We start from the raw sequence: 26,481 nt of genomic DNA, 5'->3' as shown, positions 1-26,481 counted from the left end.
TTTTCTCATGGCTCGCAAGCCGTCTGTTCCCTGATGATGACCAGCCCATTCGACGCATCCAGCAGGGAACACTGGAAAAAACGCCGGTCAGCAAACTCAACCACCACCTCCAGCCGCATAAACCAGGGTTTTTGTTGCGGCTGCGGATAATCCGCAAATACCCGTTGCAACAGTTCCGGACTGCGCTGATCGTCAATCACGCTGATGGCCCCCGGATAGACCGTGATATAGGGTGCCAGCGCCGTCCAGGCGTCCATCTCCAGCCGGGCAATGGCTATCAACTCGGAAGCCAGCATCAAGGGCCGGTTGCCGGAATAGCGCGGCGGCTCATGCAGGCGGTATACGGGGTCATCGGTCTCGGCACTCATCCAGTCACTGACTTGCAACGCCAGTTCACTGCCAGGCGGCAAGCGTACCGAGTAACTGCGCGACACCTCATCCACCAGCCGGGCAAAATAGGCCTGCTGGTCCTCGTCGGCACCCGCCAGGGTGTTCAGGTTGTAACGGCACTGCAGGTTGTCCAGACTCACCAGCACCCGCACTCCATCCACCTGGACCGGCAGCTCCGGCGAGCGGCATTCCTGCCACATCAGGCCATTGGCATCACTGGCCTGCTCGAGCAGTCGGATCGCCATCTTTTCTGCACCCAGTGCGATATGGCGGGCACTGTCGCGCTCGAACACGGCAGCAGTCCGGCGGATATCCGTTTGTCCGCGCACCGCCATACCAACTGCCGCACTCACGCACAACGCCATGACCAGCAAAGCCGTCAGCAAGGCCACGCCACGCTGTTGCCGGGGCCCGGTCACAGGCCCACCTTGATCAGTCGACGGATGACACCCAGATCCGGCAACTCCAGCACCACTTCGACAGCCAGCGGTAGCCCGGCCTCTGCCAACTCCACACCGGGCGGTGGCCAGCTGTCGACGCGTTCGAACCCGCTGCTGCCACGCACAATAAAGACAAAGCCGCTGTCCAGCCCCAGGGTCTGCCCGGCGCCCGTCAGCTCTGCCAACGGCTGGATTCGTGACGCGTCGGCATCGGCAATATCCACCCCTGGCCACAACTGCCGCTGCAAACCGCGCGAGCTGACCAGCCAGGCACTGCGGCGCAGTCGCTCGCTGCCGCCGGCACCGGCACGCACCAGCTCAAGCAAACGCGCATCACCACCGGCACGCAGGCGCAGCGGCGGTAACCAGTCACCGAATTCATCACGCACCGGACGGCTGACTACCTGGGCCAGATCCCGCTCCAGCACACTCAAGGTCACCTGCAGATCAGCCAATCGGCGCGCCTGCTCCCGGGTAACCTGTTCACTTTGCAGCACCGAGTGCAACCCCTGATAGGCCATCACGCTCATCAGCGTGAATACCACCAGGGCAATCAACACCTCCATCAGGGTGAAACCACGCTGAGCGCCTGACTGGTCGTGCGTCATGGCAGCACAAATCCACTGACCTGAGCCAGTTGTCGTGATTCATCGGTACCCGCCGGCCACACACGCACATCAATCCGCCTGACCGGAGGCAACGCCACCACCGCCTGGGGGCTGTAGTTGCTGACCTCGACCCGGAACGCCAGGCGTAACGGCCCCATCTCCACCTCGCCGGAATGCCCGGCACTTGCCGGGCGCAAACCGGCCTCATACTCCGCCAGCAGATTCTGGCCTGCCCAGTGCGCCAGAGTTCGCTCACGCAGGTACTGGGTGTTGCGCGCGTGATCCGAACCCGCCTTGATCAGGGCGCCCAGCGCCACTGTCAGCACCGTCAGCGCCACCAACACTTCAAGCAGTGAGAACCCCCGCTCACGGACGCTCATGCAGTACCTCCAGCCGCCCCTCGAAGGCAATCTGCAGAAAACGCTGCTGGGCTCCGCGCGTACGCAATTTCAGTCCGATCAACGCCGGTGTCATCTCACCGGTATCACCTATGCCCACATGGGGCTCCCAACTGCCAGCAAGAGACAAGGGGATGCGCCGGCCGCCCTGCTCCAGACTGATCTCGAACAGGCTAGCGTCCAGCTCGCGCTGGCCCAGCAAACGGTCGTTGACCGCAGCCCACTCACGCCGCCGATCATCCAGCACCCGCAATTCCAGCAGACTGTAACCATCAGCTCGCAACCCCAGCGCCCGCTCACTGCCACCAGCGATCATGGCCTCATCACGCGCCAACTCAAGCACCGTCTGCAAACGCTCGATCTCGCGCTGTAACTGGCGCTCGGCCGGATCGCCAATTGCAAGCACCGCCAGACCAGCAACAATGCCCACCAGCACCAGCACCACCAGCAACTCGATCAGGGTAAACCCCCGACTGCGATTGCCTGCTCGCCGACTGGCGATGCCCATGGCCAATCAGTCCTGCAATTCCCAGTTACCGATATCGGCATTGTTGCCGGTGCCACCCGGACGACCGTCGGCACCCATGCTGAACAGGTCAAACTCGCGATCTTCACGTCCCGGACGCAGGTACTGGTAGTCATTGCCCCAGGGGTCTTTCTGCAAACGTTCCAGATAGCCACCGGCACGCCAGTTGCGCGGAGCATCCTGACCGGTGGGACGGGTCACCAGAGCGCGCAGCCCCTGCTCGGTGGCCGGATAATCGAAATTGTCCAAGCGGTACAGATTGAGCGCCGCCTCGATCGCCCGGATATCGTTCTGCGCCTTGCTCAGGCGGGCCTGATCGGGCCTGTCCATCACCCGCGGCACCACCACGGCAGCCAGAATGCCGAGAATCACCACCACCACCATGATTTCGATCAGGGTAAAGCCCTGCTGGCGGGCCCGTTGCAATGTTGTAAGGCTATGCATGTCAATTGACCATCTGGTTGAGTTCGAAGATCGGCAACAGGATTGCCAGTACGATAATGAGCACAATTGCGCCCATCAGAAGAATGATCAGCGGCTCGAACACGCCCATGACAATGGCGATGCGCGCTTCCAGCTCACGTTCCTGGGTTTCTGCCGCGCGCTCGAGCATGCTGTCCAGGGTGCCACTGGATTCGCCGCTTTTGATCAGGCTGAGGGTCATTGGCGGAAAATAGCCACTGCGCTCCAGTGCCGCGCCAACCCCGGACCCCTCCCGCACACGCTTGGTCGCCTCGCTGACCGCCTCACGCATTGGCGTGTTGCTGACCACACTGGCGCTCATATTCAGCGCATCCAGCAAGGGCACACCGCTGCCGGCCAGAATGTTCAAGGTGCGGGCAAAGCGTGCGGTATTCAGCCCTCGGGTCAAGCGCCCGATCAAGGGTAGCCGCAGCATCCCGGCATCCCAGCGCAGGCGCAGAAGCGGTTTCTGCAACAGCACCCGGGTACCAACCACGGCGGCCACAATGGCAGCAGCCAGCAACAACCCCCAGCTACGCATGAAGTCGCTTACGGCAATCAGGCTGCGCGTCAGCAACGGTAACTCCTGATTCATGCCGGCAAACACTTGTACCACTTGCGGCACCACATAAGTCAGCAGCGCCACCGTGACCAGAATGGCCACCAGCGTCAGTATTGCCGGATAGAACATCGCCAGCTGGATCTTCTGACGCAGCGCATGTTGCGCCTCGACATTATCAGCGAGCCGCTCCAGCACCAGCTCCATCCGCCCGGCCTGCTCGCCGGCGGCGATGGTAGTGCGGTAGATCGGCGGAAATACCGAGGGGAACTCCCCCAGCGCATGGGCCAGCGGCAACCCTTCCATGACCCGGGTGCGTACGGCCGACAGTGTGGTGCGCATACGTGGCGACTCACTCTGTCTGGCCACGGTGCCAAGCACTTCCTCGATCGGCATGCCGGCACGTGCCAGGGTGGCCATCTGGCGGGTCGCCAATGACAACTCCAGCGGCTTAACGCGGCGCTCCAGCAAGGGCCGCCGACGGCCAGAGCGCCGCTCGGCCACCTGCTCGACCTGCATTGGTGTCAGCCCCTGTTCGCGCAGACGCGCTCTTACCTGACGCGCCGAATCGCCTTCTTCCACCCCCTTGCGGGTTCGGCCACGATTGTCCAGCGCCTGGTATTCGAAGGCCGGCATCTCAGTCCTCCCGTGTCACGCGCAGCACTTCTTCCAGGGTGGTCTGGCCATCCAGTACGCGACGCAGCCCATCCTGACGGATGCCCTGCTGCGACAGCCGTGCATGCCGCAGCATGGACTGCTCACTGGCTCCGTCGTGGATCAGGCCGCGCAGGGTGTCATCCACCTCGATCACTTCATAGATACCGGTACGCCCGCGATAGCCACTGCCATTGCAACTGTCGCATCCAGCCGGCCGGTATATGAGCGGTGCCGACTGCGGATCAACACCCAGCAACTGGCACTCCGCGGGGGTTGCCGGATGGGCTTGCCGGCAATCCCGGCAGAGCGTGCGCACCAGCCGTTGTGCCAGCACACCATTGAGCGTCGAGGACAACAGAAAAGGCTCTATGCCCATATCGCGCAAACGGGTAATGGCCCCCACGGCGGTGTTGGTATGCAGGGTAGAGAACACCAGATGGCCGGTGAGACTGGCCTGAATGGCAATCTGTACGGTTTCCACGTCACGGATCTCGCCCACCATCACCACATCCGGATCCTGACGCAGGATTGCCCGCAAGCCACGGGCAAAGGTCATATCAACCTTGGCATTGATCTGGGTCTGGCCAATCCCGTCCAGGTAATACTCAATCGGGTCCTCAACCGTGAGAATATTGCGGCTACGGTCGTTCAGGCGCATCAGCGCGGAATACAGGGTGGTGGTCTTGCCCGAACCGGTCGGGCCGGTCACCAGCACAATACCGTGCGGCTTGCTGATGATCCGCTCCATTGCCTCGTAGTGTCCGTCACCCATGCCCAGCTGGCGCAGCTCCAGGCGCCCGGCCTGCTTATCCAGCAGACGCAGCACCACCCGCTCGCCATAGCCTGACGGCAGGGTCGATACCCGCACATCAACCGAGCGCCCCACCAGCCGCAAACCGATGCGACCGTCCTGTGGCAGACGCTTCTCGGCGATATCCAGCTTGGCCATCACCTTGATCCGCGAGACGATTACCGGCGCCAGCGCACGTGGCGGCTCCAGCACCTCGCGCAGCACGCCGTCGACACGGAAGCGCACCGACAGGCGGTTCTCAAAGGGTTCGATATGGATGTCCGAGGCATTTTCCTTGACTGCCTCGGCCAGCAGCGCGTTGATCAGCCGGATAATCGGCGCCTCGTCCTGCGACTCGAGCAGATCCTCCGGCTCCGACAGCGACTGCGCCACCGACATCAGATCGGCGTCATCGCCCAGGCCCTCGACAAACTGCATGGCATCGTTGGAGGAACGCTCGTAACGTTCGCGCAGTCGCGCGGCAAAACTGTCGTCATCCAGTTGCACCGGACACAACGGATGGCCACTGCGCCGGCGCAACTCCAGCAGCGCCTGCGGATCGCAGTCACCACGCACAAAGACTTCCAGACCGTTTGCGCCCAGATCACCCGCCAGTACCCCGAAACGCCGGGCAAAGCGGTATCCGGTTTCACCGGGGCGTTCGGCAGTACCCGGCAGCTCGGCAGACTCCAGCATCTCGCTCATCGCGCTCACCTCAAGGCTTGGGCGGCGCAGCGACCGGAATCACCGTCGCAGAGCCCATGCTGTTCTCGAAGGGCGGCGGCAGCGTCAGCAGATAGTTCCAGTCCGGCAACAGCGGCCTGGCCTGATCGCCCAGCAGGCTGCCGCCACGATTCTGCTCATTCAGTTGCTGGTCACGGATATAACTGTACTTGCTGTGGGTCAGGCTCTCGGCCACCGCCGAATCTCGCACAATCACCGGCCGCAGGAAAATCATCAGATTGCGCTTTTCTGCCCGCGCTCCGTCGTAGCGGAACAAACGACCCACCCCCGGAATACTGCCCAGCCCCGGCACCTGGTCACGGGTCTCCACCACCTGGTCGTCAATCAGACCACCAAGCACAATCAGCTCATTGTCATCCACCATCACATGGGTATTCAGACTGCGCTTGTTGGTAATCAGATCAGCAGCACCGTCGGCCCCCTGGGCAATCTGCGAGACCTCCTGGGAAATCTCCAGACGCACCGCATTGCCCTCGTTGATCTGCGGACGAATGCGCAACTTGATACCCACATCCTCGCGCTGGATGGTGTCAAAAGCCTGCCCCGAGGTTTCAATCGAACGGCCCGACCTGAAAGGCACGTTCTGACCGACCACAATTTCGGCCTCCTCGTTATCCAGCGTCAGCAGACTGGGCGTTGACAGAATATTGCTGGAGCTGTCGCCACGCAGGGCATTCACCAGCAATGCAATCTGAGTGCTGCCGCTGCGCCCAATCCCACCCAGACTCAGACCGGGGGCCAGTGACGGTGGCTCGGTAACATTGCCCTCAAGAAAGGCACTGACACCTGCTGCAAGATCGACAATACCGCGTCCACCACGGGAAAAATTCACCAGACCCACGCCATTGCGTTCGTTGCCTATTCCCCACTGCACGCCCAGCTCACGGGCGCGATCATAGGACACCTCTGCAATCACCGCCTCGACCAGCACCTGGGCGCGGCGGATATCCAGCTGGCGGATCACTGCCGACAAATCCCGCGCCAGTTCGGCCGGCGCATTGATTACCACCGAATTGGTACTGTTATGTGCCCGCACCAGTACCGGCTGGGCTGCGGACATGTCCGTCTGGTGCTGGGCGCGCCCTTCGGCAATCCCCTGCAGCACCTCGGCGACATCCTCAGCCTTGGCATAGCGCAGATAATGCACCTGGGTATTGCCATCCTCACCCGGCACATCCAGTTGCAGGATCATGTTGCGCAAGGTGCTGCGCTGCTCCGGATCGCTGCGCAGAATCACGCTATTGGTTCGCTCATCCGCCATTACCCGCGGACGCTTGGTGATGTCTTCGCCCTGCTGGCTGCTTTCCAGCCCCTGAATGATGCGGACTATGTCACTGGCCGAGGCATGACGCAGGGCAATCAGTTCGATGTCCTCCATCGACTGCTGGTCGATGCTCTCGATCAGCGCCTGGATACGCCGGACATTGGCGGCCGTATCGGCAATCACCAGTGAGTTGGACTCGGCTGCCGCGGCCAGATGGCCGCCCTTGGGTACCAGCGGACGCAGGATGCGTACCAGCTGACCGGCATTGATGTGCTTGACGCCGATCACATGGGTAATCATTTCATCGCCACGGGTATCACCGGCCAGACCGGGAATCTCGTTTTCCTTGGCCTGCACCTCCGGCACAATGCGCACTACCCCCTCGCTGCCAGCAACCGCCGCAAAACCATAGGACTTGAGCACCCCGAGAAACAGGTCATACAGCTCGTCGCGCTTGACCGGCCGCCCCGAAACCACGTTGACCTGGCCACGCACCCGCGGATCGACAATAAAATTGATTCCGGTTTCCTGACTGACAATCTCCACCAGCCCGTTGATGTCGGCGTCCCGCAGATTCAGCACCAACTCGTCCCCACTGGTGGCGCCTGCCACTTGCGCCTGTGTCAACGGAGCGACGAGCGAAAGGCCCAGCATCAGCGGCAAGGTCAAACGGGCAATGGATAACATCTTCGGCATTGTGGTTCAGTCCATGCTTATGGTTATTGTGATCGGCTCGCCATTTCGCTCCACCGCCAGGCTCACTGAGCCGACGCCGGAAAGGTCCTGCAACAGGTCGCGATAATCGTTGATGTCAGCGACCGGGCGCCCTTCCACGGCAGTCACCACATCGCCGGCCTGCAGGCCGGCGGCAGCAAACTCGCGGGCATTGCGCGACGGACGCACTTCAAGCCCTCGCATGCGCCCATCAACCAGCACCGGTGTGGCGCTTACCACCTCGAGAAAACGTGACGGTTCAGCCAGCCAGGCATCGCGGTCAATGCGCGCCACCCCGCCATCCTCGGCCAGACTGAGGTCCGCGCTGGCCTCAACCGGTGGCAATGCAGGCAAGCGCTGCGCGCGCCGCGGGGCCGATTCTGCCCCCCTGAGTTCTGCGCGCGGCAAGCGTAAGGTCTCAAGACTACCGCCTCGCGACAGAATCACGCGATCCGGATGAATTTCTTCAAGTGTCACATTGCCCGGCAGACGTGCGCCAACCCGCCAGGCACGCTCCGGCTGGCCTTGCACGGCCAATAAAGCGGCGCTACGCGCAGGATCGGGATTAGCCAGAACCCCCCTGAGCGTCCAGTTAAGCTGGGTATCGGGAGCTTCTCGCAGTGAAGGTACCGCCTGGGCTGCAGCACCGAATACGGACAACCGGGCAAGCTCGGCAAATCCGGGGGCATTCGCCGACGTGGTCGCAGCAACAAACTCCGGGTGATCGCCCGCAGCGCCTGCACTGATTAACGACTGCGGATAAAGAAACATCCAGGTGATCCGTGCCAGCAGCAGGCCTGCCAGCAACAGACCCGCCAACAGGCCCAGATTGACCCATGCGCGAGAGGAAAAAACAGCAGCCTGCGGCATCATCTCTCCATGACAAAAACGTTCACCCCAGGCCTTTGGCAACCGGGCGAGATTCGCAGTACGTTTTTGATCTTTTTGGTTGTTGTGCCTGCGACAGGCCTCGTTGCAGCGATTGTTACGGAATGCCGGGAGCCGGGCAAGACCCCTCTATGGGTTATTTCGGAATACTATGCGCATCAGGTGACAGATTGACGCACTCCCCCCCCTTGACTGGACAGCACGTCTGATCTGTAGCACTCTCGCGCAATCATCCTGCGCACTTATTTCCAAGGGAGACATCACATGAGCGACACCGAAAAATCCTCCTGCTGCGGCGGCTGTGGCGGCCAAGGCCACCAGGACAGCAAAGCCAAACAGCAAGACAGCCAGGCCGCTGTTGGTACCTTCGAGCCAGCCAAGAGCGGCAACAACAGCAATGAAAAGCAATCACTGCTTGGCAAACTCGGCAGCCTGCTCGGCGGACGCTGATACACCCGAAAAATACCCCTGCGGGTATATTGACGCACATCAATGCCCCTCCCTCCCGAATCGCCCAGACTGACCACCAGTCCGGGCGAGGCTTTTTCTCGCCTGCAACCCATGGCAACTGCCGTTAACCTGCGAGAGCTTCCCGAATGACACTCAAGACCTTGCGCGCCGAAGGCCGGATGAACGCCGGCATGACCATCGAAGTCCAGTGTGGCCAGCACACCTTGTATATGGACCAGCCCAAGGGTGCCGGAGGGCAGGACAAGGGACCCAGCCCACTGGAAGCCATACTGGCCTCGGTAGCCGGCTGTTTCGGCACTATCGGTCGCTACATTGCCCATCAGCAGAAAATCGAGTTGCGTGGCATGCAATTTTCGCTGGAAGCCGATTACGACCCGGACGGTCTGCTTGGCCGCAACCTTGACGTGCGCCCTGGCTTTCAGGAATTGCGGGTTACCGTGGATATTGATGCCGACCTGGACCTTCCAGCCAAACAAGCCTTTCTCGAGTTGATAGAAAAACGCTGCCCCGTGGCCGATAACCTGACTCACGGCACCCGACTGAGCACGCGACTGAAAGACTGAACAGCCACAGACCCGCCACCTACGCCCGCTATTTGCGGGCGTTTTTGTTTCTGTCATAAAGATTTAATTGAAAATTCAATACATGTAAAAAGACATGAAGCTTTCAGCACAAATGACAATCACGAAATAAAAGCTCTTGAAACACACAAAAGCCCAATAAAACAAGGCCTTAAACCTCTGATTCAGGCGCAAAACAAGCTATGCCGCATGGAGCTAGCCGAGCTTCCGGCTTGAGATTATTTCCCTCATATGTTTTCATATAGAAGGATTTTGGATGAAAGCATTCAGGAAGAGACTTTGACAAACAGCACAGAAACCACCTTGCGTTGCCCGCGAGCCACCGACGGCTACGCACTCAACCAGCTGGTAAAACGCTGCCCGCCACTGGATACCAACTCGGTCTACTGCAACCTGCTGCAATGCAGTGACTTCGCCGCCACCGGCATCGCCGCCGAAAACGCCGAGGGTGAACTGGTCGGTTTTATCTCCGGCTACCGCCCACCCGCCCGACCCGACACCCTGTTTGTCTGGCAGGTTGCGGTCGACGACCGCCTGCGCGGTCAGGGCCTGGCCCTGCGCATGCTGATGGGGCTGATCGAACGCTGCGCCGCCAACGGCGTGCGCTGGCTGGAGACCACCATCAGTCCCGGCAACCTCGCCTCAGAGGCGCTGTTCCGCAAGGCCTTCAGCCAGCTCGGCGTAACCCCGCAGACAAACGTAGTGTTTGCCCGCAACCAACATTTTGACGGTCAGCACGACGACGAAGTGCTTTACCGTGCCGGCCCCTTCACCATAAAAACAGCCTGACAAACCCCAGGAGACACCATGAGCACCTTCGAACAGTTCGAACAACACGAATCCAACATTCGCAGCTACTGCCGGTCGTTCCCCGTGGTTTTCAACCAGGCTCGCGGCGCCGAGCTGATCAGCCGCGAAGGCAAGGTCTGGATCGACTTCCTGGCCGGCGCCGGCACCCTCAACTACGGGCACAACCACCCGGTGCTGAAGCAGGCACTGATCGACTACATCCAGAACGACGGCATCACCCATGGCCTCGACATGTATACCGATGCCAAGGAAAAATTTCTGGAAACCCTGCACCGGGTGATCCTCAAGCCGCGCGGCCTGGGTGAGCATGTTGCCCAGTTCTGCGGCCCAACCGGCACCAACGCCGTGGAAGCCGCGCTCAAGCTGGCACGCAAGGTCACCGGTCGCAGCAACGTGATCAGCTTCACCAACGGCTTCCACGGCTGCAGCCTCGGCGCCCTCGCCGCCACCGGCAACCAGCACCACCGTGGCGCCGCCGGCGTGGCCATGGCAGAAATCAGCCGCATGCCCTACGCCAACTACTACGGCGACAACGTCAACACCATCGCGATGATCGACAAACTGCTCAGCGACCCGAGCAGCGGCGTCGACATCCCGGCGGCAGTGATTGTCGAGGTGGTCCAGGGTGAAGGCGGTCTGAACACCGCCTCGGCCGAATGGATGCGCAAGCTGGAAAAACTCTGCCGCAAGCACGACATGCTGCTGATCGTCGACGACATCCAGGCCGGCTGTGGCCGCACCGGCAGCTTCTTCAGCTTCGAAGGCATGGGCATCAAGCCGGACATCATCACCCTGTCCAAGTCGCTCAGCGGCTATGGCCTGCCGTTCGCCATGGTGCTGCTGCGCCGTGAACTGGACCAGTGGGAGCCGGGCGAGCACAACGGCACCTTCCGTGGCAACAACCATGCCTTTATTACAGCCGCCGCCGCCATCGAGCATTTCTGGACCAGCGACGAGTTCGCCAAATCGGTACAGGCCAAGGGCAAGCTGATCAAGGAACGCATGCAGAAGATCGTGCGCAAGCATGGCCCCGACTCACTGTTTGTCAAAGGTCGCGGCATGATGGTCGGCATCAACTGCCCGAACGGTGAACTGGCCGGCGCCATCTGCAAGGAAGCCTTTGCCAACGGTCTGGTCATCGAAACCAGCGGCAACCACAGCCAGGTGGTCAAGTGCCTGTGCCCGCTGATCATCAGCGAAGAGCAGATCGACAAGGCCATGACCATCCTCGACGCCGCCTTCGCCAAGGTGATGGCGCAGGACGTCAACAGCGCCGCCTCCTGAGCCGCGCCAGCGTGCCGGGCCCAGCACCCGGCCGCCTCCCCTATTCAATAACAGACACCCCAAGGAGAGTGCCGATGATCGTCCGCACCCTGAAAGACTGTGAAAATTCTGACCGCCGCGTGGTTTCCGAGAACTGGGAAAGCGTGCGCATGTTGCTGAAAGACGACAACATGGGCTTCTCTTTCCACATCACCACCATCAAGGCCAACACCGAAACCCACATCCACTACAAGAATCACCTGGAGTCGGTGTACTGCATGAGCGGCAATGGCGAGATCCAGACCCTGGCCGACGGCAAGGTCTACCCGATCGAGGCCGGGACCCTGTACATCCTCGACCAGCACGACGAGCACCTGCTGCGCGGCGGCAGTGAAGACATGAAGATGGCCTGCGTGTTCAACCCGCCACTGAGCGGCAAGGAAGTCCACGACCAGGACGGCGTCTACCCGCTGGATTGAGAGCGGATCAACCGCACGGCCCACTAACCACCAGGACGGCAACCAGACTATGCACACAGTAGAAAAAATCGGCGGCACCTCGATGAGCCGCTTCGACGAAGTACTGCACAACATATTCATCGGCCAACGTCAGGGCACAGAGCTGTACCAGCGCGTGTTCGTCGTTTCCGCCTACAGCGGCATGACCAACGCCCTGCTGGAACACAAGAAAACCGGCGAACCCGGCGTCTACCAGCGTTTTGCCGACGCCCACAACGAAGACGCCTGGCTCGACGCACTCGACGCCGTACTGGCGAAAATGAAAGCCAAGAACGCCGAACTGTTCAGCAGCGACTACGAACTGCAGGCCGCCGACCGCTTTATCGACGCGCGCGTCAGCGACGTACGCAACTGCATGCTCAGCCTGCAGCAACTGTGCAGCTACGGGCATTTCCAGCTCAGTGAACAGCTGATGAAAGTGCGCGAGATGCTCGCCTCACTGGGCGAAGCGCACAGCGCCTTCAACACCGTATTGGCACTGAAAAAACACGGCGTGCGCGCCCGCCTGGTCGACCTCACCGGCTGGAACCTCGAGCAGCCCAAAGACTTCCAGCAGATGATCAAGGACAGCTTCGCCGGCATTGATCTGCGCCGCGAACTGGTGGTCGCCACCGGCTACACCCACTGCCAGCAAGGCCTGATGAACAGTTTCGACCGTGGCTACAGCGAAATCACCTTCGCCCAGATCGCCGCCAGCACCGGCGCCCGCGAAGCCATCATCCACAAGGAATACCACCTCTCCAGCGCCGACCCGAATCTGGTCGGGGTCGACAAGGTGGTGACCATCGGCCGCACCAACTACGACGTCGCCGACCAGCTGTCCAACCTCGGCATGGAAGCGATCCACCCCAGGGCCGCGCGCACCCTGCGCCGCGCCGGCATCCAGCTGCGCATCAAGAACGCCTTCGAACCCGACCACGGCGGCACCCTGATCAGCCAGGACTACCGCAGCGCCAAACCCTGCGTGGAAATCATTGCCGGGCGCACCGATGTATTCGGGCTGGAAGTGTTCGATCAGGAAATGCTCGGTGACGTCGGCTACGACATCGAAATCAGCAAACTGCTCAAGCAGCTCAAGCTGTATCTGGTGAACAAGGACTCGGATGCCAACAGCATCACCTTCTACGTGGCCGGCTCACGCAAGAACCTGAACCGCGCCATGCGCCTGATCGAAGAGAAATACCCGATGGCCGAGGTCAACCTGCACAACATCGCCATCGTCTCGGCGATCGGCTCCGACCTCAAGGTCAAGGGCATACTGGCGAAAACCGTCGCCGCACTGGCGGAAAACGGCATCAACATCCAGGCCATCCACCAGTCAATCCGTCAGGTGGAAATGCAATGCATCGTCGACGAAGACGACTACCAGGCCGCCGTCGCCGCCCTGCACCAGGCGCTGATCGAACCGGAAAACCACGGCGACGTCATCGCCGCCGCCTGAGGCTCAGCGCAGAAACCCTAGCACCGCCGCCGCTGCGGTGCCGGGGTCTTCCTGCATAAAGCAATGCCCGCCGGGCAGACTGCGTACCGTTACCTGGCGATTGACCCGCGCCAGCCGCCGGGCCGCCAGTGACACAAAGGGATAGGTGCGATCCCCATGCAGCAGCAGGGTCGGCGTCTGGATCCGCTTCAACGACCACCACAGCCGCTCCGGCATCGAATCAAATACCTCCGCCTCGCGGGTCGGACGGCATTTCAGCTCAACGCCCTGCTCATGGTGGTCCTTCAGCGCATGCTCGATATGCGCAGCAAAGGCCACCTCATCCCAGCCGCGAAAAATTCCGCGACCGTGCAGGGCACCATGGGCCGCCTGACGGTCCGGCCAGTGATGACGCCGCGCCCGCGCGCCCTCCGCCATTGGATTACGGCGAAAACCCAGCAGGCTCATGCTGCGACGCAACTGGATCATTGACTGCGGAAACAGCACCGGATCAAGCAACACCGCACGTTCAAACAACTGCGGATGCTCGGCCATGATCAGACACGTCAGCACCCCGCCAAAACTGTGCCCCAGCGCCAGCCTGGGCACCTCACCGAAAATCCCGCGCCCGGCCTCGAAGGCTTCCACCACCAGCTCGGCATTGCGGTTCCAGCCGACAAAGTTGCCGCCGTGATCACTTTCGCCATGCCCCTGCAGGTCGCACAGCCACAGGTCGAAGTGCTCGGCCAGTTGTGCCAGCAGCGGCTCATAGGTGCGGGTGCAAAAGCCATTACCATGCAGAAAGTGCAGCAACGGCTTGCCGGATGGCGATGTATGCCAGCCACGCAGGGTGAAACCGGCGGAGGTAGTGTGGGACCAGAGATTCAGCTGCATGGATAGAACTCCCGGTAAACAGCCCGACAGTCTACACAAAGCCCCTGCAGCCGGCACAGCCACGTCTGGATTGCTTCGGCCTGACGGCCTTACTGCAGAATGTAATCAATACTGGTCACCACCCGCACCCGCTTGCGCTCCGGCGTATAGGGATCCACATCCTCAATCGAGAAATAACCCTGTGAGGCACGGCGAATACCACTGACTACCGCGTTGGCATCCTCGGCAAAACGATCCGCCGCCGCCCGCGCATCACGGGTAGCATCGCTGATCATATCCGGCTTGATCGATTCCAGCCGGGTAAACAGAAATTGCGGCTGGAACTCGTAGCTCTGTGACAGTGCCACGCCCGAACGTACCAGCTCACCCACGTTCTGCATCACCTCGCGCACCCGCTGCACCTCTGCAGTACGCACCAGCACAGTGACTTCCGCGCGATAGCGCTCCGGCGGCAGGGTCTGGCCATAGCTGTTCAGGTGCTGGTCAACAATGCGTGGCATCGACAGCTGGATATCCTGCTCGGCAAAGCCGCTCAGCAACAGAAACGAGCGCACCTTGGCCTGCTGTTTCTCCAGCTCGGCCTGCAGCACATCCAGCGCATTGCCGGTGACCACAAAGTTGATCGGCCACAGGGCCAGGTCAGCATCCACCGCCCGCTCAGCCAGCCCCTTCACGCTGACAATACGATCCGCATCACGGAACTGCAAAAGGCCGCTTTTCACGCTGATCGCCACCAGCGCCAACGCCACGGCCAGCACCAGTGCCGACCAGAACCCGAATAGACTACGCATTCAGCCACACCCCCCTGATCACAATAATATTGCCCAGCATAGTCCTCGCGCTGCCCCTTGGCGAACACGCCAGCCGGCAGACAAATGACGAACGGCAACATCCAGTTCAATGGAACAATTCCAAAAACAAACCGAGGCACTTAAAATATGCCGGATTTCCGACAACGACATTTACCCTGCACCCTGATCTCTGCAGTACTCCAGAGCCCCTCTAAAACCCGGAGAACACGTGGATCTAGCGACACTTATCGGCTTGGTCGGCGCAATAGCCATCATTTCCGCAGCAATTCTGCTGGGCGTTTCCTCCGAGGTTTTCCTCAACGTCCCCTCCCTGCTGATCGTAGTGGGAGGCAGTTTGTTCGTAGTAATGGCCAAGTTCAGCTTTGCACAATATTTTGGCGCCATAAAAGTTGCTGGTCGTGCTTTCAAGTTTCGGCTTCCTGAAGTAGAAACCTGCATCGAGGAAATGGTCGAAATTGCCGACATTGCGCGTAAACAGGGCCTGCTGGCGCTGGAAGACCGCGAAATCGAAGCGCCCTTTCTGAAGTCTGGGATCCAGCTTCTGATTGACGGGCATGCACCTGAAACCGTCCGCGCCATCCTGGAAAAGGAGCGCGTACTGACCCTCGACCGCAACCGCTGGGGCTCCAAGGTATTCAGCGCCATGGGCGATGTAGCGCCGGCGATGGGCATGATCGGCACCCTGATCGGCCTGGTGCAGATGCTGTCGAACATGGAAGATCCCAAGGCCATTGGTCCCGCCATGGCCGTCGCCCTGCTCACCACGCTCTATGGCGCCATGCTGGCAACCATGGTCTGCCTGCCACTGGCAGACAAGCTGAATCTGCGCATGACCGAAGAAGCACGCCTGCAGGCACTCTGGATAGATGCAGTAATTGCTGTTCAGGAAGGCACCAATCCGCGCGTGGTCGAGCAACTGCTGAAAAGCTATCTGCCGCCAGCCAAGCGTGACAAGGCCGAGGCGCAGGACGCCGGAGCCGAGAACTGATGGATCTGCCCGAAGAAGAGGAAAAGGCCGGCGTGCCTGCCTGGGTGGTGACCTTTGCCGACCTCATGTCACTGCTGATGTGCTTCTTCGTACTGCTGCTGGCGTTCTCGGAAATCGACGCGCAACGCTTCAAGCAGATAGCCGGCGAACTCTCCAAGGCCTTTGGCGTTCAGCGCGAAGTCCCTGCAGTGGAAATCCCCATGGGCACCAGCCCTATCTTCGACAAGTTCTCGCCTGGCATACCGGAACCCACCCCGGTTGAGTCGGTGCGCCAGCAAACCACAGAGCAGCAGCCAGACCTGGAAACCCTTCGCGAACGCATAGAAAATGAACTCCGGGAAAAGGTCGAATCGACCACCCAGGCGCAGATCAATGCCAGCATGCAAACCCTTCAGGAACTGTTGGAAGATGATATAAGCCAAGGCAAGCTGCAACTGGAGCAAGATCGCCGCAGAATTATTATCCGTGTCGAAGAAAAGGGATCATTCCCTTCAGGCTCTGCAGAAATGAGTGCCGGCTTTGACAATATGCTGGAAAAGATTGCCGGCGTACTGTCTCGCATGCCGGGCGATATCACCGTGGAAGGCCACACCGACAACATCCCGATCAATACCTACCGCTTCGAATCCAACTGGGATCTGTCCGCCGCCCGCGCCTCCTCGGTAGCCAATGCCCTATTGCACGCCAAAACGCTGAATCCGGAGCGTATGCGCGTGCAGGGCTTTGCCGAAACCCGTCCACGCGCCAGCAATGACTGGCCGGAAACCCGCGCGCTGAATCGCCGCGTGGAAATCATCGTCGATCTGTCCGACCCCGCCAACGAATACGAAGCGGAACTGCGAAAACTGCTGGATGAGGATGTTGAGGAACTGATTCGCGAACTGGAAATTGGCTCCCTGCTCGATGTAACCGGCAGCTGACACCCGAGCTGCCGCAGGATCCCCAAACCCCGTATAAAGTGGTTACCATGGCGAATTGTCCAAAAGGAGAACTCCCATGTCCGATCTGGTTCGTGAACTCAAGGCGCGGATGGAACTGCCGGTTATCGCATCACCGCTTTTCATAATCTCCAACCCGCGCCTGGTCGCCGAGCAATGCAAGAACGGCATTATCGGCTCCTTTCCCGCGCTTAACGCACGCCCCGCCGAGGTACTGGAAGAGTGGCTGGCAGGACTGACCGAGGAGCTCGCAGCGTTCCAGGCGGCCAACCCGCAGCGCAAGGTGGCGCCCTTTGCGGTAAACCAGATCGTCCATCAGTCCAACGACCGGCTGCAGCACGATCTGGATATGTGTGCGAAATACAAGGTGCCGCTGATGATCACCAGCCTGCGTGCACCGCACCAGGCGGTGGAGGTGGCGCGCAGCTACGGCGGCAAGGTATTCCATGACGTGGTCAGCGTGCGCCATGCGGAAAAAGCCATCGAGGCCGGGGTAGATGGACTGATTCTGGTCTGCGCCGGCGCTGGCGGGCATGCCGGCACCCTCAGCCCCTTTGCGCTGGTGAATGAGGTACGCAGTTTCTGGGATGGCCCGATTGCGCTGTCGGGCAGCATCAGTCGCGGCAACCAGATTCTCGCGGCAGAGGCGATGGGGGCGGATTTTGCTTATATGGGTACGCGTTTTATTGCAACGCCGGAAGCTAATGCGGATGAGGCTTACAAGCAGATGCTGGTCGACAGCAGCGCCAGCGATATCGTCTACTCCAGTCTGTTCACCGGAGTGCACGGCAACTATCTGCGCGGCAGTATCGAGAAAAGCGGCCTGGACCCGGAAAATCTTCCAGAGGCCGACAAGAGCAGCATGTCGTTCGGCTCAGGCGGCAGCAGCAAGAGCAAAGCCTGGCGCGATATCTGGGGTGCCGGCCAGGGCGTTGGCGGCATTCGCGAGATCAAGCCAACCGCCGAGGTAATCGCTGAACTGAAGGAAGAATACCAACAAGCCCGCCAACGACTGCTGGGTTTGTAACCACCGGCTCGGGTGCAAACCAGGATCGCCGACGTGCAGTCGGCATCCCCAAGCAGGCACAACCTGTCGACTCGCTAGTTTTGGCCCGATCATTGCATTGAATCTGTCACCAGCCATCGAATGACGGAGACACATCCATGCTGATCGGCCAGAACCTGCTTGCCCTGACGGGCGGCAATACTGCCAGCGGCAGCGCCGGCGACAGTCAGGCAACCGATGCCAACGGCCAACCCCACAGCTTTGCCGAGCTGCTTGGCATGCAGGATCCAGCCGAGCTGGAAAACCTGCTTGAGCAACTCGGTATCAGTGATCCGGCTGCTGCGCTGGCCGGCCTGAAACAACTTGAAGTTGACGGCAAGCTGTTGCCGGCCGACGACGCAAGCGGCAATAGTTTGACGACTCTGGATGCCAGCGAAGAAGACCAACAGCTGGCGGCCACGCTGGCCGACGCCAGCCCTGAATCGGTAGCGGCGGTGGCTGCCGAATGGCTGCACTGGCTGGGTCAGGCGCGGATGGGCAATGCCGCGCAAATCGCCGACAACACTGAAGGCTTGCAGCTTCGCTCTCTTAACGGTGGCGATCTGCAAAACATGCGCCTGCAGCTCAACCGCAGCGGCGCGGAACACGACAATAGCGCCACCTCCCTGCAGGCAGATGCAAAGACACTGTTGGCCAACGGTACGCCTGGCAATGTGCTGGATCTTGGCGAGCTCGGGAATCGGGCAGAACTGGCTGCACGTCTTGCCGGCGCTCTGGGCAGCCGCACTGACACCTCGGCCAGCACCGATAGCGAGACCAGTGACAGCAGCATCAAAGCACTGGCCCAGGCCAGCCAGAGCAGCCAGCAGGCGGCCCTGACCGCTCGCCCGGTAAACCCGGCCATGCAGGCACTGGGCGTACCCTTCGGGCAAACCGGCTATTCCGAAGCGCTGGTGGAAAAGGTCATGTGGATGTCCAGCCAGAATCTGCGCAGCGCCGAAATCCGCCTTGATCCGGCGGAGCTGGGACCACTGGAAATTCATATCCAATCCCGCGGCCAGGAACACCAGATACAGTTTGTCAGCCTCAACCCCTCGGTTCGGGAAGCACTGGAAGCGCAGGTTTTCCGCCTCCGTGAAATGTTTACCGAGCAGGGACTGGACTTGCAGAATGTCAGCGTGTCTGACCAGTCCGCCGGCCAGCAGCAACAGCAACAGGCTGCAGCGGGTGACAACGATCGAGGTGACGGCCGCCAGTCAGGCAACGCAGCAAACCCCGGCAGCGAAACCGGCGATAGCATTCGTGGTGAACTACCCCTGGCAGCCAACGACAGATTGATCGACTTCTACGCCTGACCTTCCCTCCCGGCCCATGCCCGAACATCTGACCAGGGCGTGGGCCGGACAAAGACATTTACCTCACAAGACTATATTCTTGCCTCTGTGCGCCCCGCCCTCGGCAGACACCACCCGCACTGTGTCGGTGTTACGAGGATCTCTTGACTGAAAAGGCAGTCAACCGCACTCTTGGCACAAGCAATGCATAGACATTACCAGGCACTGCTGCTGCCCTCGCAAGCCCCTGAAAACGACGGAAAACTGTCATGCCCAAGGCAAAACAAGCACAACCCGCTCAGGCTGAAACTCAGGCCCCTGCCAAAAACCGCCGCAAACTGTTCATGCTGATCGGTGCTGGCATCATTGCCCTGCTGTTATCGCTCGGTGGCGTTGCCTATGTATTGCTGTTCAAGGACAAGGATCCGGCAGCCGATGCAGAAACGGCAGAAAGTCAATCAAACGTGCCGGCACTCCCGCAGCCAGCGGTATACCAGACGCTGGAGCCTCCCTTCGTGGTCAATTTCAACCATGCCGGCCGCCAGCGTTACATGCAGGTCAGCGTGGTATTGCTTGGTCGTGATGCCGTCAGCATGGGCGCACTCGCCCAGCACATGCCACTGATCCGCAACCAGTTGGTGATGACCTTCTCTACCACTGACTTTGCCGAACTGCTTGAAGCCGATGGCCGAGAAGCCCTGCGCGACAAGACCACCCAGGAAATCCAGACCTTGCTGGAACGCGAAATCGGTAGCCCGGTCATCGAATCAGCCCTTTTTACCAATCTGGTACTGCAATAGGAAATCACCCATGGCCGTACAGGATCTGCTGTCACAGGACGAAATCGATGCGCTTTTGCACGGCGTCGATGACGGCGCTATTGACACCGACGATGACAGCGACCCCAGCGGTGTCAAAAACTATGATCTGACCAGTCAGGACCGCATCGTCCGTGGACGCATGCCGACCTTGGAAATGATCAACGAGCGCTTTGCACGCTACACCCGCATCAGCATGTTCAACCTGCTGCGGCGCTCGGCAGATGTGTCGGTGGGTGGCGTGCAGGTAATGAAATTCGGTGAGTACATCCACTCACTGTATGTTCCTACCAGCCTCAATCTGGTGAAGATGAAACCGCTGCGCGGTACTGCGCTGTTCATTCTGGACGCCAAGCTGGTTTTCAAGCTGGTCGACAACTTCTTTGGTGGTGACGGCCGCCACGCCAAGATCGAGGGTCGCGAGTTCACTCCCACTGAACTGCGTGTGGTGCGCATGGTACTGGACCAGGCGTTCGTTGATCTCAAGGAGGCCTGGCACGCGATCCTTGACGTGAACTTCGAATACGTCAACTCCGAGGTCAACCCGGCTCTGGCCAATATTGTCAGCCCCAGTGAAGTGGTGGTGGTTTCAACCTTCCATATTGAGCTGGATGGCGGCGGCGGCGACATTCACCTGACCTTTCCTTACTCGATGATCGAACCCTTGCGCGAGCAGCTCGACTCCGGCGTGCAGTCCGATGTGGACGAGCATGACGAACGCTGGGTACGCGCCCTGCGCGAAGAAATCACTGGTGCCCGGGTCCCCCTGAGCGCCACCGTGGTTCGCCGGCAAATGCGCCTGCGCGAGCTACTGAGCATGCAAGCCGGCGACGTGATTCCGGTGGAGATGCCCGAACATATGGTGCTTTGCGCCAACGGGGTACCCACCTTCAAGGCCAAGATCGGCTCGGTCAAGGGTAACCTGGCCTTGCAGATTCTAGGGCCGGTGCCCCGTCCACGTTGATTCAACGCCAGAATGTCAGAAAGGAACGCACGATGAGCGACAACGACAAAGATGAAATTTCTCCGGAGGAGCAAGCCCTTGCCGATGAGTGGGCTGCAGCACTGGAGGAGGCCGGCAACAGCGATCAGGACGATATAGACGCCCTGTTATCAAACGCTCCGCCGCAGGCAGCGCCCTCAAAACCCATGCCCATGGAAGAATTTTCCGGCGGTGCAGGCAGGGGACCGGAAGAGGACTTTGCTGTTTCCGACTCACCCAATCTGGACGTCATCCTCGACATCCCGGTAACCATCTCGATGGAGGTCGGCAACACCGATATCACCATCCGCAACCTGCTGCAGCTCAACCAGGGCTCGGTTGTCGAGCTGGACCGGCTGGCAGGTGAACCGCTGGATGTTAAAGTCAACGGCACGCTGATCGCCCACGGCGAGGTAGTGGTGGTCAACGAGAAATTCGGCATCCGCCTGACTGACGTGATCAGTCCCAGCGAACGCATCAAGAAACTGCGCTAATGAACCGACTTCTGCCACCGATCCTGCTGCTGTTGCCAGCCATCAGCGCAACAGCCTCCGAAACCGCCCCCCCGTCCGCCAGCGCGGCCCTTGGCAGCCAACTGGCTCAACTGGGGCTCGGACTGTTGCTGGTGGTCGGCCTGATCTTTCTGCTTGGCTGGCTATTGCGTCGGGTTGGCCCCATGGCCGGTCAGGGCAGCCAGCACATCCGCCTGCTGGCCAATGTCCCGCTGGGGCCACGCGATCGTCTGTTGCTGGTCGATGTTGGCGGTACCCAGATGTTGCTAGGGGCATCACCGGGGCGGATAAATACATTGCATGTGTTCGAACAGCCAGTGATCGACCCCGGGCAGGCCCAGGCAGCACCTTCGGAGTTTGCCCGCAAACTGCAGGCACTGCTGAACAAGGACCGCCCGACATGAGCCGCCGCCCGCTGCACGCCCTGACAGGCCTGTTCGGCCTGCTGCTGCTTCTGCTGTCACCCGGCCTGCTGGCACAGAGCGCCGCCGACCCGCTGAGTCTGCCGGCACTGACCCTGACCAGCGACGAGGACGGCCAGCAAACCTGGTCGGTCAGCCTGCAGATCCTGCTGCTGATGACCGCCCTCAGTTTTATCCCGGCGATCGTCATGATGATGACCAGCTTCACCCGTATCATCATCGTCTTCGCCATTCTGCGCCAAGCGCTGGGCCTGCTGCAGACACCGTCGAGCCAGATACTGGTCGGACTGGCGCTGTTTCTCACGTTTTTCATCATGGCCCCGGTGTTCGAGCGGGTAAACAACAACGCCCTGCAGCCCTACATCAACCAGGAACTGAGTGGCCAACAGGCACTCGAAGCCGCCAGCATCCCGCTGCGCGACTTCATGCTGGCCCAGACCCGCGAAACCGACCTGGAACTGTTCATCCGCCTGGCCAAGCGCACCGACCTGACCGGCCCCGACGAAGTGCCCTTCCACATCCTGGTCCCGGCCTTCGTCACCTCGGAACTGAAAACCGCCTTCCAGATCGGCTTCATGCTGTTCATCCCGTTCCTGATCATCGACCTGGTGGTCGCCAGCGTACTGATGGCCATGGGTATGATGATGCTGTCGCCGCTGATCATTTCGTTGCCGTTCAAGATCATGCTGTTCGTGCTGGTGGACGGCTGGGCCCTGATCATCGGCACCCTGGCCGCCAGCTTCGCCGTCACCTAGGAGAGCCGCCATGACACCCGAAGTAGCCGTCGACCTGTTCCGCCAGGCCGTCTGGCTGACCACCGTAATGGTCGCCGTGATTGTCCTGCCCAGCCTGGTAGTCGGCCTGGCGGTGGCCATGTTCCAGGCCGCCACCCAGATCAACGAACAGACCCTGAGCTTCCTGCCACGCCTGCTGTTCACCTTTATGACGCTGATCTGGGTTGCCCCCTGGCTGGTGCGCGAACTGGTCGACTTCAGCGACCGCCTTTACCGCTCCATACCCAGCCTGATCGGCTGAGCCATGCTCAACCTGGATCTGGCACTGCTTGGCGACTGGCTCAACGCCTACCTGTGGGTGTTGTTTCGCGTTGCCAGCATGCTGATGACCATGCCGGTATTTGGCACCCAACTGCTGCCGATGCGCGTACGCCTGTATCTGGCACTGCTGCTGAGCCTGCTGATCACCCCACAGATCCCCGCCGTGCCCAGCCTCGACATGCTCAGCCTGGCCAGCTGGCTGCTGATCGGCGAACAGATCCTGATTGGCGCCTGCATGGGCTTTATGCTGCAGCTGCTGTTTCAGGTGCACGTCATCGCCGGTCAGATCATCGCCATGCAGATGGGTCTGGGTTTTGCCTCGATGAACGACCCGGCCATGGGCATCTCGGTAGCAGTGGTCAGCCAGGTATTCACCATGCTCACCACCCTGCTGTTCCTCGGCATGAACGGCCACCTGGTCGCCATCGAAGTACTCGCGGAAAGCTTCACCAGCCTGCCGATTGGCCAGTTCTTCCAGCTGTCCACCTGGATGGAGGTCGTACTGCGCTTCACCTGGGTACTGGCCGCCGCCCTGCTGATCGGCCTGCCGGCGGTCACCGCCCTGCTGATCGTCAACCTGGCATTTGGCGTCATGATGCGCGCCGCCCCGCAGCTGAACATCTTCTCAATCGGCTTCCCGCTGAGCCTGGTGTTCGGCCTGTTTATCATCTGGGTGGTACTGGGCAACTTTGTCGGCCAATACCACGAACTGGTCAGCGAAGTGCTGATCCTGCTGCGCGACATGGTCGGAGCCAGCTGACATGGCCGAAGAACAGGACAGCAGTCAGGAACGCACGGAAGAGCCCACGGCGAAACGCCTGAAGGACGCCCGCGACAAGGGCCAGATCGCCCGCTCCAAGGAACTCAACACCCTCGCCGTAGTACTCACCGCCGCCATCGGTCTGCTGATGCTTGGCCCCGCCATGGCCCGCCGACTGATCGACCTGATGGCCTTCAACTTCAGCATCGAACGGCATGCCATCTACGCCACCGACAGCATGGCCCGGCATCTGCTGGCCTCCACCGAACAGGGACTGCTGGTGCTTGGCCCACTGTTCATCATGCTGCTGATCGCCGCCATCGGGGGCCCCATGATGCTTGGCGGCTGGCTGTTCAGCGCCAAATCGATGGCCCCCAAGTTCGAACGCATGAACCCGCTGTCCGGGCTCAAGCGCATGTTTTCAGTCATGGCACTGGTGGAACTGCTGAAAGCACTGGCCAAATTTCTGGTGGTACTGGCGGTGGCCATTGTGGTGCTCAAGCTGCGCCGCGAAGATCTGCTGTCGATGGCCAACGAAACCCTGCCAATCGCCATCGGCCACAGCGCCTGGGTACTGGTTCACTCACTGATCCTGCTGGCCTGCTCGCTGATTCTTATCGCCGCGGTGGATGTACCCTTCCAGGTCTGGGACAACAAGAAAAAGCTGAAAATGACCAAGCAGGAAATCAAGGACGAATACAAGGACACCGAAGGCAAACCCGAGGTGAAATCGAAGATCCGCCAGTTGCAACGCGAAATGGCCGACCGGCGCATGATGGCCGAAGTCCCCAAGGCCGACGTAGTCATCACCAACCCGACGCACTTCGCCGTGGCGCTGAAGTATGATCCGCAAGGGCTGGGAGCGCCGGTATTGGTAGCCAAGGGAGCTGATGTAATAGCCCTGAAAATCCGTGAAGTAGCCGGCGAACATGATGTGGTGGTACTGGAATCCCCGGCACTGGCGCGAGCGGTGTACTACAGCACCGAACTCGACCGTGAAATTCCTGCCGGCCTTTATCTGGCCGTCGCCCAGGTACTGGCCTACGTTTACCAGCTACGCCAATACCGCGCTGGCCAAGGCAAGCGCCCTGGCCCGATGCCCACGCCCAGCATCCCTGAAGACCTGCGCCGCGACGAATAAGCCTGACACGGCGACTGCACAACAAAAAACCCGACCAGTTGCCTGGTCGGGTTTTGTGTTGGTGGAGCTAAGCGGGATCGAACCGCTGACCTCCTGCATGCCATGCAGGCGCTCTCCCAGCTGAGCTATAGCCCCGTAATAATGGCGTCCCCTAGGGGACTCGAACCCCTGTTACCGCCGTGAAAGGGCGGTGTCCTAGGCCACTAGACGAAGGGGACGCAAACCCTTCAGAAAATGCCGCTGGAGGCATTTTCGCCGATTCGTACTGAAAACCGGCCAGTGTTCAAACAAAACAGGTCAGCACTCGCGCACTGACCAAAAAATTGGTGGAGCTAAGCGGGATCGAACCGCTGACCTCCTGCATGCCATGCAGGCGCTCTCCCAGCTGAGCTATAGCCCCGTCGTGTTGACGGGGCGCATATTATGACTGCACCCTCGGACTGTCAACAGAAAATTCCGCCGGCGACCAGCAATCAAAGCTGGCCTCATGCACGCACGCACGTGCCATTAAGGAAATGCATCGCGGTGTGGGTACAATGCTCGATACAGGAAACTGCAGATAGCCACTTATGAACAAACAAAAGCGTCACGAAATCTTCAGCCGTTTACGCGACGACAACCCCCACCCGACCACGGAACTCAACTATAGCAACCCGTTCGAACTGCTGATTGCGGTCATACTGTCGGCGCAGGCGACCGATGTAGGCGTCAACAAGGCCACTGCCCGCCTGTTTCCGGTTGCCAATACCCCGCAGTCGATACATGCACTGGGCGTGGACGGATTGAGCGAGTTCATCAAGACCATCGGCCTGTACAACAGCAAGGCGAAGAATGTCATTGAAACCTGTCGACTGTTGATCGAACGGCATGCCGGCGATGTTCCGCAGACCCGCGAAGCGCTCGAGGCGCTGCCCGGCGTCGGCCGCAAGACCGCCAACGTGGTGCTCAATACCGCCTTTGGCCAGCCGGCCATGGCGGTCGACACACACATCTTTCGCGTCAGCAACCGCACCGGTATTGCACCGGGCAAGACCGTGCTGGAGGTCGAGAAAAAACTGATGCGGCATGTCCCTGCCGAGTTTCTGCTGGATGCCCATCACTGGCTGATCCTGCATGGCCGCTATGTTTGCAAGGCCCGCTCACCCCAATGTGGCAGCTGCCGAATTGAGGATCTGTGCGAATACCGCCAGAAAACCTCGGACTGAGGCGGGCCAACACAACATGTGAATGCTCCCCCTCATCATGCTGCGCATAGATGAGGGGCTTCCTGCTCTCGCTGCCAAAGCGTTGAGAGCGTGACCGGCATTCTCGGTTTG

At 60.4% G+C, this 26,481-nt stretch carries 30 protein-coding genes and 3 tRNA genes; 19 read left to right on the top strand and 14 right to left on the bottom strand.

The window, feature by feature from the left end:
- Positions 1-5: 5 nt before the first annotated feature.
- The 9 genes from BMZ23_RS13565 to BMZ23_RS13525 are packed head-to-tail and all read right to left on the bottom strand — an operon-like array spanning position 6 to position 8,422.
- The gene (locus BMZ23_RS13565) at positions 6-809 is read right to left on the bottom strand and encodes a type II secretion system minor pseudopilin (RefSeq protein ID WP_093478531.1); all 804 of its coding nucleotides are present in this window, start codon (positions 807-809) and stop codon (positions 6-8) included.
- Positions 806-1,438, bottom strand: a complete 633-nt coding sequence (gene gspJ, locus BMZ23_RS13560) for a type II secretion system minor pseudopilin GspJ (RefSeq protein WP_093478528.1) — start codon at positions 1,436-1,438, stop codon at positions 806-808. Before gspJ ends, BMZ23_RS13565 begins: the two co-directional genes overlap by 4 nt.
- On the bottom strand, positions 1,435-1,818 hold the full coding sequence (gene gspI / locus BMZ23_RS13555; RefSeq protein ID WP_093478525.1) for a type II secretion system minor pseudopilin GspI: 384 nt from the start codon (positions 1,816-1,818) through the stop codon (positions 1,435-1,437). Before gspI ends, gspJ begins: the two co-directional genes overlap by 4 nt.
- On the bottom strand, positions 1,805-2,344 hold the full coding sequence (locus BMZ23_RS13550; RefSeq protein WP_093478522.1) for a pilus assembly FimT family protein: 540 nt from the start codon (positions 2,342-2,344) through the stop codon (positions 1,805-1,807). Before BMZ23_RS13550 ends, gspI begins: the two co-directional genes overlap by 14 nt.
- 6 nt (positions 2,345-2,350) lie before the next feature.
- Positions 2,351-2,806 (bottom strand): type II secretion system major pseudopilin GspG, encoded by a 456-nt coding sequence (gene gspG, locus BMZ23_RS13545; RefSeq protein WP_093478519.1) that lies wholly within the window; start codon positions 2,804-2,806, stop codon positions 2,351-2,353.
- 1 nt (position 2,807) lies between these two features.
- Positions 2,808-4,019, bottom strand: a complete 1,212-nt coding sequence (gene gspF, locus BMZ23_RS13540) for a type II secretion system inner membrane protein GspF (protein ID WP_093478516.1) — start codon at positions 4,017-4,019, stop codon at positions 2,808-2,810.
- Between the two features lies 1 nt (position 4,020).
- A complete protein-coding gene (gene gspE, locus BMZ23_RS13535; protein ID WP_177197294.1) occupies positions 4,021-5,526 on the bottom strand; it encodes a type II secretion system ATPase GspE in 1,506 nt (501 codons plus the stop codon).
- A gap of 19 nt (positions 5,527-5,545) precedes the next feature.
- Positions 5,546-7,534 carry a type II secretion system secretin GspD gene (gene gspD / locus BMZ23_RS13530; protein ID WP_218143610.1) on the bottom strand — a complete coding sequence of 663 codons (1,989 nt, stop codon included), beginning with the start codon at positions 7,532-7,534 and terminating at the stop codon, positions 5,546-5,548.
- A gap of 6 nt (positions 7,535-7,540) precedes the next feature.
- Complete coding sequence (locus tag BMZ23_RS13525; RefSeq protein ID WP_177197290.1) at positions 7,541-8,422, bottom strand: type II secretion system protein N; 882 nt, start codon at positions 8,420-8,422, stop codon at positions 7,541-7,543.
- Between the two features lie 282 nt (positions 8,423-8,704).
- Here BMZ23_RS13525 and BMZ23_RS13520 point away from each other — a divergent pair, with 282 nt between their 5' ends.
- The 6 genes from BMZ23_RS13520 to BMZ23_RS13495 all read left to right on the top strand — a co-directional run bounded on the left by BMZ23_RS13520 (position 8,705) and on the right by BMZ23_RS13495 (position 13,524).
- Positions 8,705-8,890: a hypothetical protein gene (locus BMZ23_RS13520; protein ID WP_093478508.1), complete on the top strand. Its 186-nt coding sequence runs from the start codon at positions 8,705-8,707 to the stop codon at positions 8,888-8,890.
- Positions 8,891-9,036: 146 nt separating this feature from the next.
- Positions 9,037-9,474 carry an OsmC family protein gene (locus tag BMZ23_RS13515; RefSeq protein WP_093478505.1) on the top strand — a complete coding sequence of 146 codons (438 nt, stop codon included), beginning with the start codon at positions 9,037-9,039 and terminating at the stop codon, positions 9,472-9,474.
- 297 nt (positions 9,475-9,771) lie between these two features.
- Positions 9,772-10,281 carry a diaminobutyrate acetyltransferase gene (gene ectA / locus BMZ23_RS13510; protein WP_245748238.1) on the top strand — a complete coding sequence of 170 codons (510 nt, stop codon included), beginning with the start codon at positions 9,772-9,774 and terminating at the stop codon, positions 10,279-10,281.
- 18 nt (positions 10,282-10,299) lie between these two features.
- On the top strand, positions 10,300-11,586 hold the full coding sequence (gene ectB, locus BMZ23_RS13505) for a diaminobutyrate--2-oxoglutarate transaminase (RefSeq protein ID WP_093478499.1): 1,287 nt from the start codon (positions 10,300-10,302) through the stop codon (positions 11,584-11,586).
- A gap of 74 nt (positions 11,587-11,660) precedes the next feature.
- Positions 11,661-12,044 carry an ectoine synthase gene (locus BMZ23_RS13500; protein ID WP_093478496.1) on the top strand — a complete coding sequence of 128 codons (384 nt, stop codon included), beginning with the start codon at positions 11,661-11,663 and terminating at the stop codon, positions 12,042-12,044.
- Positions 12,045-12,093: 49 nt separating this feature from the next.
- Positions 12,094-13,524 carry an aspartate kinase gene (locus BMZ23_RS13495; RefSeq protein ID WP_093478493.1) on the top strand — a complete coding sequence of 477 codons (1,431 nt, stop codon included), beginning with the start codon at positions 12,094-12,096 and terminating at the stop codon, positions 13,522-13,524.
- 3 nt (positions 13,525-13,527) lie between these two features.
- Here BMZ23_RS13495 and BMZ23_RS13490 read toward each other — a convergent pair whose 3' ends face one another.
- Both BMZ23_RS13490 and BMZ23_RS13485 read right to left on the bottom strand, forming a co-directional pair.
- Positions 13,528-14,397, bottom strand: a complete 870-nt coding sequence (locus BMZ23_RS13490; protein WP_093478490.1) for an alpha/beta fold hydrolase — start codon at positions 14,395-14,397, stop codon at positions 13,528-13,530.
- An 89-nt stretch (positions 14,398-14,486) separates the two neighbouring features.
- Positions 14,487-15,188, bottom strand: a complete 702-nt coding sequence (locus tag BMZ23_RS13485; RefSeq protein ID WP_093478487.1) for an SIMPL domain-containing protein — start codon at positions 15,186-15,188, stop codon at positions 14,487-14,489.
- Between the two features lie 229 nt (positions 15,189-15,417).
- Between BMZ23_RS13485 and pomA the strand changes: the two genes are divergently transcribed.
- The 12 genes from pomA to flhB all read left to right on the top strand — a co-directional run bounded on the left by pomA (position 15,418) and on the right by flhB (position 25,165).
- Positions 15,418-16,197, top strand: a complete 780-nt coding sequence (gene pomA / locus BMZ23_RS13480) for a flagellar motor protein PomA (protein WP_093478484.1) — start codon at positions 15,418-15,420, stop codon at positions 16,195-16,197.
- On the top strand, positions 16,197-17,117 hold the full coding sequence (locus tag BMZ23_RS13475) for a MotB family protein (protein ID WP_093478481.1): 921 nt from the start codon (positions 16,197-16,199) through the stop codon (positions 17,115-17,117). The genes pomA and BMZ23_RS13475 overlap by 1 nt, the downstream gene beginning before the upstream one ends.
- Before the next feature lie 76 nt (positions 17,118-17,193).
- Positions 17,194-18,162: an NAD(P)H-dependent flavin oxidoreductase gene (locus BMZ23_RS13470; RefSeq protein ID WP_093478478.1), complete on the top strand. Its 969-nt coding sequence runs from the start codon at positions 17,194-17,196 to the stop codon at positions 18,160-18,162.
- A gap of 137 nt (positions 18,163-18,299) precedes the next feature.
- Positions 18,300-19,496 (top strand): flagellar hook-length control protein FliK, encoded by a 1,197-nt coding sequence (locus tag BMZ23_RS13465; protein ID WP_093478475.1) that lies wholly within the window; start codon positions 18,300-18,302, stop codon positions 19,494-19,496.
- A gap of 323 nt (positions 19,497-19,819) precedes the next feature.
- Entirely contained in the window at positions 19,820-20,275 is a 456-nt protein-coding gene (locus tag BMZ23_RS13460; RefSeq protein ID WP_245748236.1) for a flagellar basal body-associated FliL family protein, read from the top strand.
- 10 nt (positions 20,276-20,285) lie between these two features.
- A complete protein-coding gene (gene fliM / locus BMZ23_RS13455; protein ID WP_093478469.1) occupies positions 20,286-21,257 on the top strand; it encodes a flagellar motor switch protein FliM in 972 nt (323 codons plus the stop codon).
- Between the two features lie 32 nt (positions 21,258-21,289).
- Positions 21,290-21,769: a flagellar motor switch protein FliN gene (gene fliN, locus BMZ23_RS13450; RefSeq protein ID WP_093478466.1), complete on the top strand. Its 480-nt coding sequence runs from the start codon at positions 21,290-21,292 to the stop codon at positions 21,767-21,769.
- On the top strand, positions 21,769-22,191 hold the full coding sequence (gene fliO, locus BMZ23_RS13445; RefSeq protein WP_093478463.1) for a flagellar biosynthetic protein FliO: 423 nt from the start codon (positions 21,769-21,771) through the stop codon (positions 22,189-22,191). The genes fliN and fliO overlap by 1 nt, the downstream gene beginning before the upstream one ends.
- Positions 22,188-22,964, top strand: a complete 777-nt coding sequence (fliP, locus tag BMZ23_RS13440; protein WP_093478460.1) for a flagellar type III secretion system pore protein FliP — start codon at positions 22,188-22,190, stop codon at positions 22,962-22,964. Before fliO ends, fliP begins: the two co-directional genes overlap by 4 nt.
- A gap of 10 nt (positions 22,965-22,974) precedes the next feature.
- On the top strand, positions 22,975-23,244 hold the full coding sequence (gene fliQ / locus BMZ23_RS13435) for a flagellar biosynthesis protein FliQ (protein WP_093478457.1): 270 nt from the start codon (positions 22,975-22,977) through the stop codon (positions 23,242-23,244).
- A gap of 3 nt (positions 23,245-23,247) precedes the next feature.
- Positions 23,248-24,024: a flagellar biosynthetic protein FliR gene (gene fliR / locus BMZ23_RS13430; protein ID WP_093478454.1), complete on the top strand. Its 777-nt coding sequence runs from the start codon at positions 23,248-23,250 to the stop codon at positions 24,022-24,024.
- Between the two features lies 1 nt (position 24,025).
- Positions 24,026-25,165: a flagellar biosynthesis protein FlhB gene (flhB, locus tag BMZ23_RS13425; protein WP_093478451.1), complete on the top strand. Its 1,140-nt coding sequence runs from the start codon at positions 24,026-24,028 to the stop codon at positions 25,163-25,165.
- A 59-nt stretch (positions 25,166-25,224) separates the two neighbouring features.
- Here the strand turns inward: flhB and BMZ23_RS13420 are convergent.
- The 3 genes from BMZ23_RS13420 to BMZ23_RS13410 all read right to left on the bottom strand — a co-directional run bounded on the left by BMZ23_RS13420 (position 25,225) and on the right by BMZ23_RS13410 (position 25,565).
- A tRNA-Ala gene (locus tag BMZ23_RS13420) sits at positions 25,225-25,300 on the bottom strand.
- Positions 25,301-25,307: 7 nt separating this feature from the next.
- A tRNA-Glu gene (locus BMZ23_RS13415) sits at positions 25,308-25,383 on the bottom strand.
- Positions 25,384-25,489: 106 nt separating this feature from the next.
- Positions 25,490-25,565 (bottom strand) — tRNA-Ala (locus tag BMZ23_RS13410).
- Between the two features lie 169 nt (positions 25,566-25,734).
- Between BMZ23_RS13410 and nth the strand changes: the two genes are divergently transcribed.
- A complete protein-coding gene (gene nth / locus BMZ23_RS13405) occupies positions 25,735-26,370 on the top strand; it encodes an endonuclease III (protein WP_093478448.1) in 636 nt (211 codons plus the stop codon).
- Positions 26,371-26,481: the final 111 nt, after the last annotated feature.

Source organism: Halopseudomonas yangmingensis, from assembly GCF_900114825.1.
Taxonomy (GTDB): domain Bacteria; phylum Pseudomonadota; class Gammaproteobacteria; order Pseudomonadales; family Pseudomonadaceae; genus Halopseudomonas; species Halopseudomonas yangmingensis.
Note: the sequence above shows the minus strand (reverse complement) of the source record. Positions and strands in the feature narration are given on the sequence as shown.